The 16,907-nt window shown below is 64.9% G+C and carries 15 protein-coding genes; 5 read left to right on the top strand and 10 right to left on the bottom strand.

Annotated elements, in window-relative coordinates; all coding sequences use genetic code 11:
• Nucleotide 1: 1 nt before the first annotated feature.
• The 7 genes from cysT to cysG form a co-directional block, all read right to left on the bottom strand.
• Nucleotides 2–787: a sulfate ABC transporter permease subunit CysT gene (gene cysT / locus AC5V87_RS04930; protein ID WP_495372036.1), complete on the bottom strand. Its 786-nt coding sequence runs from the start codon at nt 785–787 to the stop codon at nt 2–4.
• Between the two features lie 87 nt (nt 788–874).
• On the bottom strand, nt 875–1,876 hold the full coding sequence (locus AC5V87_RS04925) for a sulfate ABC transporter substrate-binding protein (RefSeq protein WP_495370168.1): 1,002 nt from the start codon (nt 1,874–1,876) through the stop codon (nt 875–877).
• A 124-nt stretch (nt 1,877–2,000) separates the two neighbouring features.
• Nucleotides 2,001–2,726: a phosphoadenylyl-sulfate reductase gene (locus tag AC5V87_RS04920; RefSeq protein ID WP_456841091.1), complete on the bottom strand. Its 726-nt coding sequence runs from the start codon at nt 2,724–2,726 to the stop codon at nt 2,001–2,003.
• Entirely contained in the window at nt 2,723–3,238 is a 516-nt protein-coding gene (locus AC5V87_RS04915) for a DUF934 domain-containing protein (RefSeq protein ID WP_495370167.1), read from the bottom strand. Before AC5V87_RS04915 ends, AC5V87_RS04920 begins: the two co-directional genes overlap by 4 nt.
• Entirely contained in the window at nt 3,225–4,880 is a 1,656-nt protein-coding gene (locus tag AC5V87_RS04910) for a nitrite/sulfite reductase (protein WP_456841093.1), read from the bottom strand. Before AC5V87_RS04910 ends, AC5V87_RS04915 begins: the two co-directional genes overlap by 14 nt.
• A gap of 11 nt (nt 4,881–4,891) precedes the next feature.
• Nucleotides 4,892–5,209: a DUF2849 domain-containing protein gene (locus AC5V87_RS04905; RefSeq protein WP_456841094.1), complete on the bottom strand. Its 318-nt coding sequence runs from the start codon at nt 5,207–5,209 to the stop codon at nt 4,892–4,894.
• The gene (cysG, locus tag AC5V87_RS04900) at nt 5,206–6,630 is read right to left on the bottom strand and encodes a siroheme synthase CysG (RefSeq protein WP_495370166.1); all 1,425 of its coding nucleotides are present in this window, start codon (nt 6,628–6,630) and stop codon (nt 5,206–5,208) included. The genes AC5V87_RS04905 and cysG overlap by 4 nt, the downstream gene beginning before the upstream one ends.
• Before the next feature lie 245 nt (nt 6,631–6,875).
• Between cysG and cysD the strand changes: the two genes are divergently transcribed.
• The 4 genes from cysD (at nt 6,876) to AC5V87_RS04880 (ending at nt 12,415) form a co-directional block, all read left to right on the top strand.
• A complete protein-coding gene (gene cysD / locus AC5V87_RS04895; RefSeq protein WP_456843466.1) occupies nt 6,876–7,670 on the top strand; it encodes a sulfate adenylyltransferase subunit CysD in 795 nt (264 codons plus the stop codon).
• Between the two features lie 20 nt (nt 7,671–7,690).
• Nucleotides 7,691–9,607, top strand: a complete 1,917-nt coding sequence (gene cysC, locus AC5V87_RS04890) for an adenylyl-sulfate kinase (protein WP_495370165.1) — start codon at nt 7,691–7,693, stop codon at nt 9,605–9,607.
• A 297-nt stretch (nt 9,608–9,904) separates the two neighbouring features.
• Complete coding sequence (locus tag AC5V87_RS04885; protein ID WP_495370164.1) at nt 9,905–12,070, top strand: malate synthase G; 2,166 nt, start codon at nt 9,905–9,907, stop codon at nt 12,068–12,070.
• Between the two features lie 144 nt (nt 12,071–12,214).
• Nucleotides 12,215–12,415 carry a CsbD family protein gene (locus tag AC5V87_RS04880; RefSeq protein ID WP_164934719.1) on the top strand — a complete coding sequence of 67 codons (201 nt, stop codon included), beginning with the start codon at nt 12,215–12,217 and terminating at the stop codon, nt 12,413–12,415.
• Between the two features lie 161 nt (nt 12,416–12,576).
• Here AC5V87_RS04880 and AC5V87_RS04875 read toward each other — a convergent pair whose 3' ends face one another.
• Nucleotides 12,577–12,732 (bottom strand): Thivi_2564 family membrane protein, encoded by a 156-nt coding sequence (locus AC5V87_RS04875; protein WP_008546817.1) that lies wholly within the window; start codon nt 12,730–12,732, stop codon nt 12,577–12,579.
• A gap of 271 nt (nt 12,733–13,003) precedes the next feature.
• Between AC5V87_RS04875 and AC5V87_RS04870 the strand changes: the two genes are divergently transcribed.
• The gene (locus AC5V87_RS04870; RefSeq protein ID WP_495370163.1) at nt 13,004–15,097 is read left to right on the top strand and encodes a methyl-accepting chemotaxis protein; all 2,094 of its coding nucleotides are present in this window, start codon (nt 13,004–13,006) and stop codon (nt 15,095–15,097) included.
• Nucleotides 15,098–15,321: 224 nt separating this feature from the next.
• On the opposite strand, the gene AC5V87_RS04865 is transcribed toward AC5V87_RS04870, so the two are convergent.
• Nucleotides 15,322–15,975 (bottom strand): DUF2865 domain-containing protein, encoded by a 654-nt coding sequence (locus tag AC5V87_RS04865; RefSeq protein WP_495370162.1) that lies wholly within the window; start codon nt 15,973–15,975, stop codon nt 15,322–15,324.
• A gap of 16 nt (nt 15,976–15,991) precedes the next feature.
• Complete coding sequence (locus tag AC5V87_RS04860) at nt 15,992–16,780, bottom strand: L,D-transpeptidase (protein ID WP_495370161.1); 789 nt, start codon at nt 16,778–16,780, stop codon at nt 15,992–15,994.
• Nucleotides 16,781–16,907 lie beyond the last annotated feature (127 nt).

The following is a 16,907-nucleotide window of genomic DNA, read 5'->3' as shown; positions in this document are numbered from 1 at the left end:
CTCAGCGCGCCGGGATCCGGCTCTGCGCCCAGCGCTGCAGCCGGTTGACGGCGAAGATGATGACGAAGGAGACGACGAGCATGACCACCGCGATCGCGGTCGCGTCGGCGTAGCGGAATTCGGACAGGCGGATCACGATCAGCAGCGGCGCGATCTCGGAGACGTTGGGCAGGTTGCCGGCGATGAAGATCACCGAGCCGTATTCGCCGACCGCGCGTGCAAAGGCCAGCGCGAGGCCCGTGAGCAGCGCCGGCGCGAGCGAGGGCAGGATCACGCGCACGATGGTCTGCCGGCGGCTGGCCCCCAAGCTACCCGCGGCTTCCTCGATCTCGGGGTCGAGATCCTGCAGCACCGGCTGCACCGTGCGCACCACGAACGGAATACCGATGAAGATCATGGCGACGAAGATGCCGACCGGCGTGAACGCCACCTTGATGCCGAGCACGGCGAGCGGCGCGCCCAGCCAGCCCTTCTCGGCGAACAGCGCGGTCAGCGCGACGCCGGCGACCGCGGTGGGCAGTGCGAAGGGCACATCGACAATGGCATCGAAGATGCGCCGGCCGGGAAAGCGGTAGCGCACCAGCGCCCAGACGATGATGCTGCCCATCACCAGGTTGACGCAGGCCGCGGCGAAGGCGAGGCCGAACGAGACGCGCAGCGCATTCAGGGTGCGGCGGCTGGAGAGAATATTCCAGAACTGCTCGGGGCTGAGCTCGAGCGATTTCAGAAACAGGCCGGCGAGCGGAATCAGAATGATGATGGACAGCCAGGATAGCGTCAGTCCCATCGTGAGACCGAAGCCCGGCAGTGTCCGGCGTCGTGCTGCGAGTGCGCTCACCAGGTCCCCTGTTAAAGCCCCTTCGACAGCGCCCGATCAGTTCTTGTAGATCTGATCGAAGACGCCGCCGTCGGCGAAATGTTCCCTCTGCGCCTTGGTCCAGCCGCCGAATACGTCATCGATGGTGAACAGCTCGACCTTTGCAAACGAGTTTTCGTACTTTTTAGCGATCTCGGGATCGCGCGGCCGGTAGAAATTGCGGGCGGCGATCTCCTGACCTTCCTTGGTGTACCAGTACTGGAGATAGGCATCGGCGGCGTTGCGGGTGCCTTTTTTATCGGCGACCTTGTCGACGATCGCGACCGGTGGCTCGGCGAGGATCGATTGCGGCGGCGCCACGATCTGGAATTTTTCCGGACCGAATTCCTTCAGCGCGAGGAACGCCTCGTTCTCCCAGGCGAGCAGCACGTCGCCGACGCCGCGCTCCACGAAGGTCACGGTGGCGCCGCGCGCGCCGGTGTCGAGCACCGGCACCTGCTGATAGAGCTTGCCGATGAACTCCTTGGCCTTGTCTGCGGAGCCGTACTTCTTCTGCGCAAAGCCCCAGGCCGCCAGATAATTCCAGCGCGCCCCGCCCGACGTCTTCGGGTTCGGCGTGATCACGGCAACGCCGGATTTGAGCAGATCGTCCCAGTCCTTGATGCCCTTGGGATTGCCCTTGCGCACCAGGAACACGATCGTCGAGGTGTAGGGTGATGAATTCTGTGGCAGGCGCTTCTGCCAGTCGGCCGCGATGAGGCCCTTGCCGGCGATGGCGTCGATGTCATAGGCGAGGGCGAGCGTCACCACGTCGGCCTGCAAGCCGTCGATCACCGCGCGCGCCTGAGAGCCGCTGCCGCCATGCGACTGCTTGATCTCGACGCTCTTGCCGGTCTCCTTCTGATAGGCGTTCACGAACGCCTTGTTGAATTCGGCATAGAGCTCCCGCGTCGGATCGTACGACACGTTCAAAAGATTGATGTCGGCAGCGAGAGCCGAGCTTGCCACGAGACCCGATACGAGCAGTCCTGCAGCGAGCGGAACGATACGGCGCATCATGTCCATCTCCATTCACTTCGGCGACGCCAATGTCAGCGAAGGCATGCAGGCGAAACTCGTGGCGAAACACTCTCAAGTCAACGGAACCGGATTTTCTTGTTCGCAGCGTGGCAGATCGACTGTGCTACGAAGTCTTCATCGTGTGGATGCCGCATTCTGTCTTGGCCCGGCCACGCCAGCGACCCGCGCGCTCATCCTCGCCCTCGGCCGTTCTGCTGGTGCAAGGCATACACCCGACCGAACGAAAACCGGACGCCGCAAGTGGGTGACGCGGCAATTTGGCGCGGACGAAAATCGCTTCGAGTTCCTCGCGCGAGACATTGGCAAACGGATTGAACTTCAACCGTGCGCCGTCGTCCTCGACGACCGGAATGTCGGCACGCGCATTGCCCTGGAAGCGCTTGCGGCCGTTGAGCCAGGCATCGAACGGTTTCAGCGCCCGCGCCAGCGGTTCCACCTTGCGGATGCGGCAGCAGGCGTCGGGGTCGGAAAACCAGAGGTCCCGGTCGGGATCCTCGCGCAACAACGTTTCCTCGGCCGGCTTGATCGAGCGAACGTCCCTGAGGCCCAGCGATTCGATCAGCGCGTCGCGATACGTTAGCGTCTCCTCGAACAGCCACCCGGTATCGAGGAAGATCACGGGGATCGCGGGATCGACGTCCGCCATGACCTTGAGCAGCGTTGCTGATTCCGTGCCGAACGACGACACCAGCGCGAGCTTCTCGCGGCCGACCGTCTTCAGCGCCGCGGCGATGATTTCCGCGGGCGAGGCATCCCGCAAGGCGCGATCGAGCTCCTCAGCCGAAGGCAGCGCAGAGACGGATGACACCTGAGGCGCGATCGCGTTCACGTGCCGACACCCTCGGAATGACGCAGCTGCATGCGCCGGTGCAGCGCCGTGATGCGGCCATCGCCGGTCGGCTGGTAAAACACCGAATAGCGCTTGGCGGTCTGCATGAAGGCTTCCGCGTCGGCCTGCTTCTTGACCTCGAACGAATCGAAGCCGGCCCGCAGCATGAACACGAACTGGTCGCGCAGCACCTGGCCGGTCGCGCGCAATTCGCCGCGATAGTTATAGCGTTCGCGCAGCAGCCGCGCCTGACTGTAGGCGCGTCCGTCGCGGAAGGTCGGGAACACCAGCGCGACCGCGGCGACCTTGCCGAGATACGGCACCAGCTCATCGATGTCGCGGTTGTTCGGCCAGATCACACCGACCTTGCCGGCGCGCTTGAGCAGGCCTGCGGCATCGCCGAGGAAGCGCTCGGCCGGCACCAGGATGTCGCCGCCCTCGGGCAGCGGCGTGTCGACGGCAAGCTTGACGAAGCTGTCGTCGGCGATCTTTCCGCCGTTAACGAGTGGCATAAACGCGCTCCTTGAATGGTTCGACGCCGAGACGCTTCACGGTGTCCATGAACAGCTCCTCGGGCCGCTCGCGCAGCGCGAGATAGGCTTCCACGATGTCCTCGACGACGTCGGCGACCTCGTCGAACTTGACGCCCGGACCGATCAGGGTGCCGAGCGCGGCGTTCTCGTCGGCGCGGCCGCCGATGGTGATCTGGTAGACCTCCTCGCCGTTCTTCTCGACGCCGAGAATGCCGATGTGGCCGACATGGTGATGGCCGCAGGCATTGATGCAGCCGGAGATGTTGATGTGGAGACGGCCGATCAAATTGGCGAGCTCGTGGTTGGCGAAGCGGCGCGTCAGCTCCTGCGCGATCGGGATCGAGCGCGCATTCGCCAGCGAGCAATAGTCCAGCCCCGGGCAGGCGATGATGTCGGTGATCAGATTGACGTTCGGCGTCGCGAGCCCCAGCTTGTCCAGCGCCTTCCACAGCGCCGGCAAGTCGCGCTTGGCGACATGCGGCAGCGCGAGGTTCTGCTCGTGGCCGACGCGAATCTCGCCGAACGAATATTTGTCGGCGAGATCGGCCAGCGCATCCATCTGCTCGGCGGTGGCGTCGCCCGGAGGCCCGCCGGTCGGCTTCAGCGAGATCGTGACGATGGAATAGCCCTGCACCTTGTGCGGGGCCACCGAGTTCTTGCGCCATGCCTCGAACTCGGGATCGGCCGCGGCTTGGCGCAGCTCGTCCGGCATGTGCGGCAGCTTCTCGTAGGCCGGATAGGTGAAGCGCGAGCGGATGTCCTCGATCACCTCGTCGTCGATCTGGAGCGAGGAGTTTCGGATATGCTGCCACTCGTCCTCGACCTCGCGCGAGAATTTCTCGATGCCGAGCTCGTGCACCAGGATCTTGATGCGCGCCTTGTAGATGTTGTCGCGGCGGCCGTACTGATTGTAGACGCGCAGGATCGCCTCGATGTAGCTGAGGATATCGCGGCCATGCACGAAGTGCTTGATGGTCTTGGCGATGAACGGCGTACGGCCGAGACCGCCGCCGACCAGCACCTCGAAGCCGGTCTCGCCTTTCTCGTTCTTGACCAGGCGCAGTCCGATGTCGTGGATCTTGATCGCAGCGCGGTCATGGTCCGAGGCGGTGATCGCGATCTTGAACTTGCGCGGCAGGAACGAGAATTCCGGATGCAGCGTGGTGTGCTGGCGGATCAGCTCCGACCAGATGCGCGGATCCTCGATCTCGCCCGGCGCAACGCCGGCCCATTGGTCGGAGGTGACGTTGCGCATGTTGTTGCCGGAGGTCTGCATCGCGTGGATGCCGACCTTGGCGAGATCTTCGAGCGCGTCCGGCAGCTCGGCGAGCTTGATCCAGTTGAACTGGATGTTCTGCCGCGTGGTGAAATGGCCGTAGCCGCGGTCGTATTTGCGCGCGACATGGGCGAGCGCCCGCAACTGGTTCGTCGCCAGCGTGCCATAGGGAATGGCGACGCGGAACATGTACGCGTGCAGCTGCAGGTAGACGCCGTTCTGAAGCCGCAGCATCTTGAACTCGTCCTCGGTGAGCTCGCCGGAGAGGCGGCGCTTCACCTGGTCGCGGAACTCCGAGACGCGCTCGTTGACGAGCGTGCGGTCGATTTCGTCGTAAGCATACATAAGAAAGCGCCTTAAACCTGGGCCGGCTGTCCGATGGTCACACCGGTGCGGCGGATCTGCTCGCGCAGATTGCCGGGTTCGATCTTGCCGTCCGCGCCGACCTGCACCGGGGCGATATAGGGGCCGATGGCGCCGACGTCATCGGCTACGGCTTCCGCAAGCAACGCCTTGGCCTCGTCGGAGTTGCGCACGATGGCCGCTTCCGAGAGCTCCGCAGACCAGCTCCTGGCCGCGGTGCGGTAGACCACGATGCCGTCCCAGGTGCGGTTGGCGGTCACGACCGAGGGGCCGGCGATCTTGATCTTCTTCTGTTCGAGGGGGGAGGTCATTCGGCTGCATCCAATAGGTCAGAGATGATTTGTTTTGGGGTTTGGCGGCGAAGTGATCCGGCATGCCGGACCACGTCGCCGATGATGAGGATGGCGGGACCGCCATGGGTCCGCCGCACGAGCTCGGGCAGATCGCGCAGCGTGCCGATCACGCCTTGCGCGTCCGGTCGCGTGACGCGGGCGAACACGCCGACTGGCGTCTCCGGCGAGCGGCCGGCGGCGAACAGGCCCTCGCGGATCGCAGGTGCCGCCGTCATGCCCATGTAGACCACGACGGTCATCCTGGTGTCGGTCAGCGTCGACCAGTCCACGTTCTCCGCATCGCGCGCCTTGTGCGCGGTGAGGAAGGTGATGCGGGTCGCTTCGTGACGGTAGGTGAGCGGCACCTCGAAATCGGCGGCGCCGCCAAGCCCTGCGGTGATGCCGGGAATGATGGAATAGTCGATGCCGGCGGCGCGCAGCGCTTGGACCTCTTCGCCGCCACGGCCGAACACGAAAGGATCGCCGCCCTTCAGCCGGACCACGCGCTGGCCGGACTGCGCGGCCTCGATCATGCGCTTGTTGATGGCATCCTGGCCGATGCCCGGCTTGCCGACACGGCGGCCGACCGCAACGCGCGTGGTGTCGCGCCGGATGCGATCGAGAATCTCGGGCGAGACCAGCTCGTCATGAAAGACGATGTCGGCGTCCTGCAGCGCGCGCAGCGCCTTGATGGTGAGCAGATCAGGGTCGCCGGGACCGGCACCGACCAGCGCGACCGAGCCTTCCGGCTGGTCCGCGCGTGCGAATGCCGACGGCTCAGAAATGGCGTTGAGCGATGCGGCCGCCTCGCCCCTACGGCCGGCGAGCACGGCGGCCCCGATCGGCCCGTCGATGACGCGCTCCCAGAAACGGCGGCGCAGCGGAAATTCGGCGATCCGCTCATTGATCGATTTGCGAAAGGTGCCGATGAACTCCGCGAGCTCGCCGATGCGCGCGGGCAGCAGCGCCTCGATCTTCTCGCGCACGCGCCGCGCCACCACCGGCGAGGTGCCGCCGGTGCCGACAGCCACCACGACCTCGCCGCGATCGACGATGGCCGGGAAGATGAAGCTGGAATGTTCGAGATCGTCCATGACGTTAACGGGCAGGCCGAGCGACTTGGCGCGAACTGACATGGCGACGCCCACATCGCCCGCAGCGGCGCAGACGATGGCGATGACGCCCGAAAGGTCAGCGGTCAGCGGATCGCTCGATACGAGCTCTACACCCGCCGCGTCTTCCGAGCCGAGGCCGAGGTCATGATTGCCGTCGATCGCGTGCACGCGGATGCGCGCGCCGGCAGCGGCAAGCACGCGCAATTTTGCCCGCAAGAGCTCGCCCGCACCGACGAGGACCACCGGACCGGCCTTGAGATCGAGAAACACCGGCAAGAACCGCATGCGATACTCGCTTCCCCCACATCCGGGGTTGACTGGAATTATTTTCTATATATGTGTCGTTTCTAGCGCGCAAAGAGAAAATTTTTTCTTCTCTTCTGCACCGCAACTATAGAATTTTCGCCTCCAAACGCAAAGTGGCAGAGATGCATCTTCTCAAGGACGATTCCGCTGCTGACGGACTGAGCAGCCCGGCTCTCGCAGAGCGCGTGCGCGCGCAAGAATTTTCCGCCGATCTTGCGCCCAGCATGGACCATCTCGACCAGCTCGAGGCGCAGAGCATCTACATCTTCCGCGAGGCCTTTGCCCGCCTGAAGAAGATCGCCCTCCTGTGGTCGCTCGGCAAGGACTCCAACGTCATGATCTGGCTGGCGCGGAAGGCGTTCTTCGGCCGCATGCCGTTTCCGGCGCTCCATGTCGATACCGGCAAGAAGTTTCCGGAGATGTATCGCTTCCGCGATCATTACGGGAAGGAGTGGGATCTCGATCTGCGCGTCGAGCCCTGTCCGCCGATCGATGCCGTCGACCCGACGCTGCCGCCGGCCGCCCGTTCCGCCGCGCGCAAGACCGAGGGCCTCAAGATGGCGCTCGCCAAATACGGCTTCGATGGCCTCATCGCCGGCATCCGCCGCGACGAGGAAGCCACCCGCGCCAAGGAGCGCGTGTTCTCGCCGCGTGGTCTCGAAGGCAATTGGGACGTCCGCGACCAACCGCCGGAGTTCTGGGATCATTTCAACGCCTCGCCGCCGCAAGGCGCGCATCTGCGCATCCACCCGATCCTGCATTGGACCGAGGCCGACATCTGGGCCTACACCAAGCGCGAGAACATTCCGATCATCCCGCTTTATCTTGCCAAGAACGGCAAGCGCTATCGCTCGCTGGGCGATCAGGACATCACCAATCCCGTGAATTCGACCGCGTCGACCATCGACGAGATCCTGATCGAGCTCGAGCAGACCAAGGTGCCGGAGCGCGCCGGCCGTGCGCTCGACCACGAGACCGAGGACGCTTTCGAGCGCCTGCGCGTCGCCGGCTATCTCTGATCTTAGGACGCACCGCGGCTATGAACATGATCGTCACCCCCACGTCGTCCGCCACGCCGAACGGCACCACGCGTCCGCAAGTGCGCATTGTCATCGTCGGCCATGTCGATCACGGCAAGTCGACGCTGGTCGGCCGCCTTCTGCACGAGACCGGCAGCCTGCCCGAGGGCAAGCTGGAGATGCTGAAGGCCGTCAGCGCGCGGCGCGGCATGCCGTTCGAATGGTCGTTCCTGCTCGATGCGCTGCAGACCGAGCGCGACCAGGGCATCACCATCGACACCACGCAGATCCGCTTCCGCACCAATTCGCGCGACATCGTCCTGATCGACGCGCCCGGCCACGCCGAATTCCTGCGCAACATGATCACCGGCGCCTCGCAGGCCGACGGTGCCGTGCTGATCATCGACGCGCTCGAAGGCGTGCGCGACCAGACCAGGCGGCACGGCTATTTGCTGCATCTGCTTGGCGTGAAGCAGGTCGCAGTCGTCGTCAACAAGATGGACCGCGTCGATTTCTCGGCCGACCGCTTCAAGGAAATCAGCGACGAGATTTCCGCGCATCTGAGCGGCCTCGGCGTGACGCCGACGGCTGTGATCCCGATCTCCGCACGCGACGGTGACGGCGTCGCCGAGCGCACCGACCGCATCGGCTGGTACAAGGGTCCGACCGTGGTCGAGGCGATTGACCGGCTGGAGCCGGCACGGCCGCTGGAGACGCTGGCGCTGCGCCTGCCGGTGCAGGCGATCTACAAGTTCGACGATCGCCGCATCGTGGCGGGCCGCATCGAATCCGGTAGCCTCGTTGCCGGCGACGAGATCGTGATCATGCCTGCCGGCAAGATCGCGAAGATCAAGACCGTCGAGAGCTGGCCGATGACACCGGTCACGAGCCGTCAGGGCGCGGGCCGCTCGGTCGGCATCACGCTCGACCGTGAATTGTTCATCGAGCGCGGCGACATCGTCGCGCATGCCGGCACAGCCCCGCGCGAGACGCGGCGGCTGCGCGCGCGCATCTTCTGGCTGCACGATAAGCCGCTCAACAAGGGCGACCAGCTCCTGGTCCGCTGCGGCCCGAAGGAAAGCCGCGCCACCGTCGTCACCATCGAGAAGGCGGTCGATCCCGGCGAGCTCTCGAGCAGCGAGAACAAGGCAATCGGGCGTAATCATGTCGGCGAGATCGACATTTCTCTTTCGAACCCGATCGCAACCGATCCCTACACCGAGAACCCGCGCACGGGCCGCCTGGTGATCGAGGTGTCCGGCCGTATCGCCGGCGGCGGCCTCGTGCTGTCGGTCGATGCCGGCCAGCGCGCCGTGCCTGTTGACATCGTGCCGGTGGAATCGGCGCTGCGTGCGGACGAGCGCTCGGCGCGCTATCGCCACAACGGCGCCGTGGTCTGGCTCACCGGCCTGCCGGCGTCCGGCAAGTCGACGCTGGCAAGGGCGCTGGAGCGGCGCCTCTTCACCAATGGCGGCTCGCCGATCCTGCTCGACGGCGACACGCTGCGTGCCGGGCTCAACAGCGATCTCGGCTTCTCTGCCGCCGATCGCAGCGAGAACATCCGCCGCCTCGCCGAGGTCGCGACCCATCTCGCCCGCAACGGCCATATCGCCATCGTCGCCGCCGTCTCGCCGGCCCGCGAGGACCGCGCCGCCGCGCGCCGCATCGCCGACACCGCGTTCCGCGAGATTCATGTCGCGACCCCGGCGGAGGTGTGCGAGGAGCGCGACCCCAAGGGCCACTACAAGAAGGCTAGAGCTGGTGCGCTCGCCTCGTTCACCGGCATCGGCAACGACTACGAGGCGCCGCAGGCCGCCGAGCTCGTGATCGACACGTCGAAGCGGACGATCGCTGAAGCCGCGGACGAGATCGAGCAGATGCTGAAGACATCAGGCGTGCTGTTCGACGAGCTCGTGGACCTCGCCGCGAATATTTGAGCCTGCCCTATTCGCAGCTGTCTCGTCGCCCGGCTCGACCGGGCGACCCAGTATTCCAGACACGATTGAGGTGCGGAGAAACCGCGGCGTACTGGATTCCCCGCTTTCGCGGGGAATGACAGCGGTGCATCTGGCCACCCCACCTCACCTTGACATTTTGACAAGCCTTTTGGGGGGTCTTCTCACCGCCCCGATTTTGGGTCTAATAAGTCCCGAAAGCCGCCCCTCGTGGGCGCATTTTGCTGCCGTCGGGTCAAAAGCAGCCAAAAACAGCCATTTCCAACAAGAAAGCCCATCATGAAACGCGTCGACGCCCACGGATTGAAGATCGCTCCCGTCCTGTTTGACTTCATCGCCAAGGAAGCGGCCCCGAAAACGGGGATCGCGCCGGATGCGTTCTGGGCCGGGGTCGCCGCCATCATCAAGGAGCTGGGGCCGAAGAATCGCGAACTGCTCGCCTTCCGCGACACGCTGCAGGCCAAGATCGACGATTGGCACCGCGCCAACAAGGGGAAGACGTTCGATCTCGACGCCTACACCGCCTTCCTGAAGGAGATCGGCTATCTCGTCCCGGAGCCGGCGACGCAGAAGGTCGAGACCGCCAATGTCGACGAGGAGATCGGCAAGATCTGCGGCCCGCAGCTGGTCGTGCCCCTCACCAATGCGCGCTACGCGCTGAACGCGGCGAATGCGCGCTGGGGCTCGCTCTATGACGCCTTCTACGGCACCGACGCGATCCCGCACGATCCCTCAGAGACCGGCAAGGGCTACAACAAGGCCCGCGGCGACAAGGTGATCGCCAAGGCCAAGGCGTTCCTCGACGCCGCCGCGCCGCTCGCGACCGGCAGCCACACCGACGTGACCGCCTACAGCGTGGTCGCGGGCCAGCTCGCGGTGAAGCTCAAGAGCGGCAACGCTACCGCGCTGAAGAACGCCGCGCAGTTCGCGGGCTTCCAGGGCGATGCAGCCGCGCCGTCCGCCGTGCTGCTCGCCAACAACGGACTGCATGTCGAGGTGAAGATCGACCGCAGCAGCGCGATCGGCAAGGACGATCCGGCCGGCGTCGCCGACATGATCCTGGAGGCCGCCGTCTCGACCATTCTCGACATGGAAGACTCGGTCGCTGCCGTGGACGCCGAGGACAAGGTGCTGGTCTATCGCAACACGCTCGGCCTGATGAACGGCACGTTGTCGGCGGACTTCGAAAAAGGCGGCAAGACGCTGACGCGCTCGCTCAACGCCGACCGCGTCTACAAGACGCCGGACGGCAAAGGCGAGCTCAAGGTGCACGGCCGCAGCCTGCTCCTGATGCGCAATTGCGGTCACCACATGTTCACCGACGCGGTGCTCGACGAGAAGGGCGAGGAAGTCCCGGAAGGCCTGCTCGATGCCGCCGTCTCGGGCCTGCTCGCGATCCACGACCTCAAGGGCAACTCCAAGGTCAAGAACAGCCGCACGGGATCGGCCTACATCGTCAAGCCGAAGATGCACGGCCCGGACGAGGTGTCGCTGACCTGCGAGATATTCGATCGCGTCGAGAAGATGCTGGGCCTGCCCGAGAACACGCTCAAGGTCGGCATCATGGACGAGGAGCGTCGCACCACCGTCAACCTCAAGGCCTGCATCCAGCGCGCCTCCAAGCGCATCATGTTCATCAACACCGGCTTCCTCGACCGCACCGGCGACGAGATCCACACCTCGATGGAAGCGGGCCCGATGATCCGCAAGAACGAGATGAAGGCGCAAGCCTGGATCAAGGCCTATGAGGACTGGAACGTCGACATGGGCCTGACCTGTGGCCTGCCCGGCCATGCCCAGATCGGCAAGGGCATGTGGGCCGCGCCCGACAAGATGGCGGACATGCTGTCGCAGAAGCTCGCGCATCCTCAAGCCGGCGCCACCACCGCCTGGGTCCCCTCGCCGACCGCAGCAACCTTGCACGCGCTGCACTACCACCAGATCAACGTCATCGCGCGCCAGCAGGAGCTGACCAAGGCCGGCCCGCGTGCAAAGCTCTCGGACATCCTCACCATTCCGGTGTCGAAGTCGAACTGGGCCCCTGATGACGTCAAGCAGGAGATCGACAACAACTGCCAGGGTATCCTCGGCTATGTGGTGCGCTGGATCGACCAGGGCGTCGGCTGCTCCAAGGTGCCTGACATCCACGATGTCGGCCTGATGGAAGACCGCGCCACCTTGCGCATCTCCAGCCAGCATCTCGCCAACTGGCTGCACCAGGGCGTGATCACCGAGGCGCAGGTGATGGAATCGCTCAAGCGCATGGCCGTCGTCGTCGACAAGCAGAATGCGGGCGATCCGATCTACAAGCCGATGGCGCCCGGCTTCGACGGCGTCGCCTTCAAGGCGGCCTGCGACCTCATCTTCAGGGGACGCGAGCAGCCGAACGGCTACACCGAATACATCCTCACCGCGCGCCGCCGCGAGGCCAAGGCGCTTGGATAACGGCGGCGGGCGTGCGACGTCACTCGAATGTCAAAAGCCCCGGCGCGTGCCGGGGCTTTTTTGTTGGACGAAACGTCGCGTTGCGTCGCGGAACTGGCTGCACCGGCCTCGCGTTATCGGGCCATCAACTAATGGGAGATGGTCATGGACTGGAATCGGATCGAAGGAAACTGGAAGCAGTTCAAGGGATCAGCCAAGGAGAAGTGGGGCAAGCTCACTGACGATGATCTTCGATTGATCGAGGGTCGTCGCGAGCAGCTCGAGGGCCGGCTCCAGGAACGCTACGGCAAGGCCAAGGACCAGGTTCGCCAGGACGTCGACGACTGGTTGAAGTCGCTGCACTAAAGCGCGATGAGATTGGGACGAATCGTCATCGCGCTTTAGCTCGTTGTTTGAGCATGATCTTTTCGGAAAACCGCTGCGCACTTTTCCGGATCATGCTTTAGCGCGGCACGAAAAGCCCCGGCGCGCGCCGGGGCTTTTGTTTGGGTCGTAGCCCGCTCCCGCTAAAAGACCGCGAGGTACTTCAATAACGAGACGATGCCGATGATGATCACGATCACGCGCGCGATCTGCTTGGCGCGGCCGTCCATCGGCAGCATGTTGATGAGATAAAGCACGAGAATGACGACGAGAAAGGTGACGAGTACGCCCACCAGCATCGCGAGGCCCCCTTCTGGCAAGTTGCGAACGTTATCTTAACGCCTGTGTCCCGCGCCGGTTCCATCGCAGCAACCCACTGCAACTTCTAGTAAATGCGTACTTCTACCGGCAGGCGGGCTGCCGAAAACTTTACCCTTTTCCTTTCATATGCAGAAACCGCTCGGGCCATGAGGCACAAGCGGCTTGTGATTGCCGATTCTTGCGGGCCCCACCTTTTCGTCGTTGCTGGGGCGCTTCGACCAACTTCGAAATTGGGAATTGGGGACTTCGATGCTCAATCGCCTGACCGTATCCGCGCTGCTGAAGGCGGTGATTGCGATCACGTCGGTCTGCGTGGTGATTGCACTCTCGCTCACCGCCTACGAGTCCTGGGATCGCCTCAAGACCGCCAACCGCATCTCGCAGATCGCGGACGCTTCCGCCGATCTGTTCAAGGCGATGCACAATCTGCGCACCGATCGCGCGAGCACCAGCCGGCTCCTCAATGCGACCGAGCCGATGGATACCGAGATCGAGAAATATCTGCGCGCGATCCGCGACGCCGAGATGCCGGCGATGGTACACGCGCTGGAGCTGCTGCCGGACATGGACTTCCCGCAATCGGGCGCGCTGGTGCCGGAGCTCGCGCGCCTCTACAAGTCGCTGACGGAGGAGCAGAAGCAGTTCTGGGAGGAGGTTGCCAAGCCCAAGGACCAGCGTCGCGCCGGCCTGCCGAAGGAATATATGGAGACGACGCAGGGCCTACTCGAGACGCTCGACAAGCTCTCGAACATCCTGGCCGCCAGCGTCAACCATCAGGACGCGGAGATCGACCAGCTGCTGTCGATCAAGCAGAATGCCTGGCTGTTGCGCAACACCGCCGGCGAAGCCTCGCTGATCATCTCGACGGGGCTCAACGCCGGCCGCATCACGCCGGAGGCCCGTCTCGCCTACACCCAATATGTCGGCGGAACGGCCGCGGCGTGGAAGGCGCTGGAACTGTCGGCCTCGGGCATGCAATTGCCGCCGGCCCTGTCGTCGGCCATGGCGACGGTCAAGACCGCCTATTTCGATCCGCAATATCTGGCGCTGCGCGATCGGCTCGCCAATACGCTCGCCAATGGCGAAAAAGCCGAGTTGACCGCGAACCAATGGACCCCGGTCACGGTGGGCCGCCTCGCCGGCGCGGTGGCCGTGGCCGAGACCGCGCTCGATGCCGCCAAGAGCCATACGCTGGACCAGCGCGGCGCGGCTCAGCGCGCACTGATCGTGCAGCTCATGCTTCTCGCGCTCGCCATCGGACTTGCCGCCGGGGCGATCATGCTGGTCAGCCGCCGCGTCATCCATCCGCTCAACGCTATCCGCGACGCCATGCTCAAGGTCGCCGGCGGCGATCTCGCGGTCGACAGCGGCTATCTCGACCGCCACGACGAGATCGGCTCGCTCGCCCGCGCGCTGGAGACGTTCAAGCAGCAGGCGATCGACAAGCTCAAGATCGAAGCGCAGGAGCGCGAGCGCAATGCCGGCGCCGCCGCCCGCCAGCGCGCGATGGAGGCCTATGTCGGCGAGTTCGAGGGCGTGGTGCGCAAGTCGCTGGGCGAGCTCAGCGAAGCCTCCGGCGAGATGCGCAAGACCTCGGGCGACCTCTCGGCTGTGTCGCAAAAGACCAATGAGCGCGTCGAGATCGCCGGCAAGGCCTCGAACGACGCATCGATGAGCGTTGACAGCGTCGCCGCCGCCGCCGAGGAGCTTTCGGCCTCGATCAACGATATCAGCCAGCAGGCGGCCCACGCCGCAGGCATCGCCAGCCGTGCCGTCAACCAGGCCCGCGAGACCGACAGCACCGTGCAGGGGCTGGCGCAATCGGCAGGCCGCATCGGCGAGGTGATCGGGCTGATCAACACCATCGCGGCGCAGACCAATCTGCTCGCGCTCAACGCCACGATCGAGGCGGCACGCGCCGGCGAGGCCGGCCGCGGCTTCGCCGTGGTCGCATCCGAGGTGAAGTCGCTCGCCAGCCAGACCGCGAAGGCGACGGAGGAGATTTCCGAGCAGATCGCTGACATCCAGAGGGTGGCGAGCGACGCCATCAACGCGATCCAGACCATCGGCGGCATCATCGGCGAGGTCAATGAAGTAGCCACCGCGATCGCCGCCGCCGTGCAGGAGCAGGGCGCCGCGACACAGGAGATCACCCGCAGCACGCAATTCGCGGCGCAGGGCACCAAGAACGTCTCCGACAACATCACTGGCGTGAAGGCCGACGCCGACACCGCGGCTGGTGCGGCGGAGAACGTCAAGCAGGCCTCGGAGACGCTGGAGACGCAGAGCCGCCAGCTTGGCCAGCAGGTCAGTGATTTCCTGGGCAAGATCCGCGCGGCCTAGGGCACACCGGCGCGACACACTCGGTGTCGTCCCCGCGAAAGCAGGGATCCATCACACAGGAAGTCACGCGCGAGCTGCTAACCCCGAGTTTTCGCCAAACTTCTCCGTGTGGTATCGCGACAAGCGCAAGCGCTCGCGCTGGGGTCCCGGGCTCACCACTTCGGCGCGCTCCGGGACGGCAGTTTTGGCGGAGCAACGAGCGTCGCCAACTCGATGGCGCCGCCCTACTCCTTCGCCACCACGGGCACCTGGCGGAATTTGGCGCGGAGTGATTGCGGCAGCGGGGAGAAGTTCATCGCGACGCCGTGGCGGTCGTTGGCGTTGCGGTTGGCGACGACGAGGCCCTCGGCGCCCGCGACGATGTCGCCCTTGCGCAAGGTGGGATCGTCCTCGACCTTGACCTGGGCGAGCCCGACCGGATCCTTCCCGTTGCAGGTGCAGCCGGCAACGAGCTCGTTGCGGTAGCGGAAGGCGTTGGGCAGGTCGGAATAGGATTTTCCGTTCTCTGTCGTCGCCTCGTCGATATTGCTGCCATAGACCAGCGAGGTTTCGGACGCCGGGCAGAAGCTCTTGCAGGATTGCGCCTTGCTCTCGGCATCGTTGCCCTGCGCCGGGAAGTAACGGCCATCGCAGCCGCGCACGCAATAGGCCGTGCCGCCGCCATAGCTGGCGCGCGCCCGCGGTGCTTCATATCGCGGCATGTCGTCGTCCGGGAACGGGACGCGGATCTGCGGCGGCGGACGCATGCGGAATCCGCCAAACAAGGCCGAGAAGAAATCCTCCGCATGCGCGGACGGCGTCAGCGCGCAGCCGAGAGAAGCGACCGCGAACAATGCTGCCGCGCCACCGGCCAGTTTGCCGATCGAACGTCTGTTCATGTGACCTCTCGCACTCTCAGTTCACGGCCGACGCCGGGATGTTCAGCGCCTGCCGGCCCGAGGGCAGCGTCGTCATCGCCGGGCGCTTGCGAACGGGGTCGCCTCCCTTGGCCATCAGCGGGGCGTTCTTCGGCAGCACCACGACCTTGGCGCCGATATTGACGCGGCTGAACAGATCGATGACGTCCTCGTTGGTCATGCGGATGCAGCCGGAGGAGACGAACTTTCCGATCGTGGTGGGATCGTTGGTGCCGTGGATGCGGTATTCGCTCGAGCCGAGATACATCGCACGCGCGCCGAGCGGATTACCCGGGCCGCCGGCGACGAAGCGCGGCAGATAGGGTTGGCGCGCGATCATCTGGGCCGGCGGATGCCAGTCCGGCCATTCCGCCTTGCGGCTGACGCTCTGCACGCCCGACCAGGTGAAGCCCTCGCGACCCACGCCGACGCCGTAGCGGATGGCACGGCCATTGCCGAGCACGTAGTAGAGATAGGTGTTGCCGGTATCGATGACGATGGTGCCGGCCGGCTCGCTGCGGTCGAAGCTGACGATCTGCTTGCGCAGCCGATCGGGCAGCACGGCATCCTCGTCCCTCGCCTGCGGCTCGTCGGTGACATAGCCCTGGCTGGCATAGCCTCGCGCATAGCTCTGATCTTGCGGATAGAGGGGCGGCTGCATCGGCGCATAGCCGAAAGTTTGCGCGCTGGCAGCGCCGAACGGCACTGTCAGCAATGCTGTCGCAAAGGCCACAGCGGTTACGGCGCGCGGCGAGAAGCGGCGACGGACGGCAAGGAACGTTGTCATGTGCTGCCCCGTTGGATCTGTGCATCAGGGGTGATGCGGCTTTCCAGCAAACGCGGCCAAGGCGACTGAAGTTCCGCCGCCGTCTGAGGCAGCGACGTCACAGTCAAGCGAGCGCGACTTCACGAAG

The sequence above is a fragment of the Bradyrhizobium sp. SOJA106 genome (assembly GCF_059448745.1).
Note: the sequence above shows the minus strand (reverse complement) of the source record. Positions and strands in the feature narration are given on the sequence as shown.

What these genes read in the sequence shown, in the direction of transcription:
- cysT (WP_495372036.1), bottom strand. Translation starts at nt 787, where the DNA reads ATGGGACTGACGCTATCCTGGCTGTCCATCATCATTCTGATTCCGCTC.
- AC5V87_RS04925 (WP_495370168.1), bottom strand. Translation starts at nt 1,876, where the DNA reads ATGATGCGCCGTATCGTTCCGCTCGCTGCAGGACTGCTCGTATCGGGT.
- AC5V87_RS04915 (WP_495370167.1), bottom strand. Translation starts at nt 3,238, where the DNA reads ATGCCACTCGTTAACGGCGGAAAGATCGCCGACGACAGCTTCGTCAAG.
- AC5V87_RS04910 (WP_456841093.1), bottom strand. Translation starts at nt 4,880, where the DNA reads ATGTATGCTTACGACGAAATCGACCGCACGCTCGTCAACGAGCGCGTC.
- AC5V87_RS04905 (WP_456841094.1), bottom strand. Translation starts at nt 5,209, where the DNA reads ATGACCTCCCCCCTCGAACAGAAGAAGATCAAGATCGCCGGCCCCTCG.
- cysG (WP_495370166.1), bottom strand. Translation starts at nt 6,630, where the DNA reads ATGCGGTTCTTGCCGGTGTTTCTCGATCTCAAGGCCGGTCCGGTGGTC.
- cysD (WP_456843466.1), top strand. Translation starts at nt 6,876, where the DNA reads ATGGACCATCTCGACCAGCTCGAGGCGCAGAGCATCTACATCTTCCGC.
- cysC (WP_495370165.1), top strand. Translation starts at nt 7,691, where the DNA reads ATGAACATGATCGTCACCCCCACGTCGTCCGCCACGCCGAACGGCACC.
- AC5V87_RS04885 (WP_495370164.1), top strand. Translation starts at nt 9,905, where the DNA reads ATGAAACGCGTCGACGCCCACGGATTGAAGATCGCTCCCGTCCTGTTT.
- AC5V87_RS04880 (WP_164934719.1), top strand. Translation starts at nt 12,215, where the DNA reads ATGGACTGGAATCGGATCGAAGGAAACTGGAAGCAGTTCAAGGGATCA.
- AC5V87_RS04875 (WP_008546817.1), bottom strand. Translation starts at nt 12,732, where the DNA reads ATGCTGGTGGGCGTACTCGTCACCTTTCTCGTCGTCATTCTCGTGCTT.
- AC5V87_RS04870 (WP_495370163.1), top strand. Translation starts at nt 13,004, where the DNA reads ATGCTCAATCGCCTGACCGTATCCGCGCTGCTGAAGGCGGTGATTGCG.
- AC5V87_RS04865 (WP_495370162.1), bottom strand. Translation starts at nt 15,975, where the DNA reads ATGAACAGACGTTCGATCGGCAAACTGGCCGGTGGCGCGGCAGCATTG.
- AC5V87_RS04860 (WP_495370161.1), bottom strand. Translation starts at nt 16,780, where the DNA reads ATGACAACGTTCCTTGCCGTCCGTCGCCGCTTCTCGCCGCGCGCCGTA.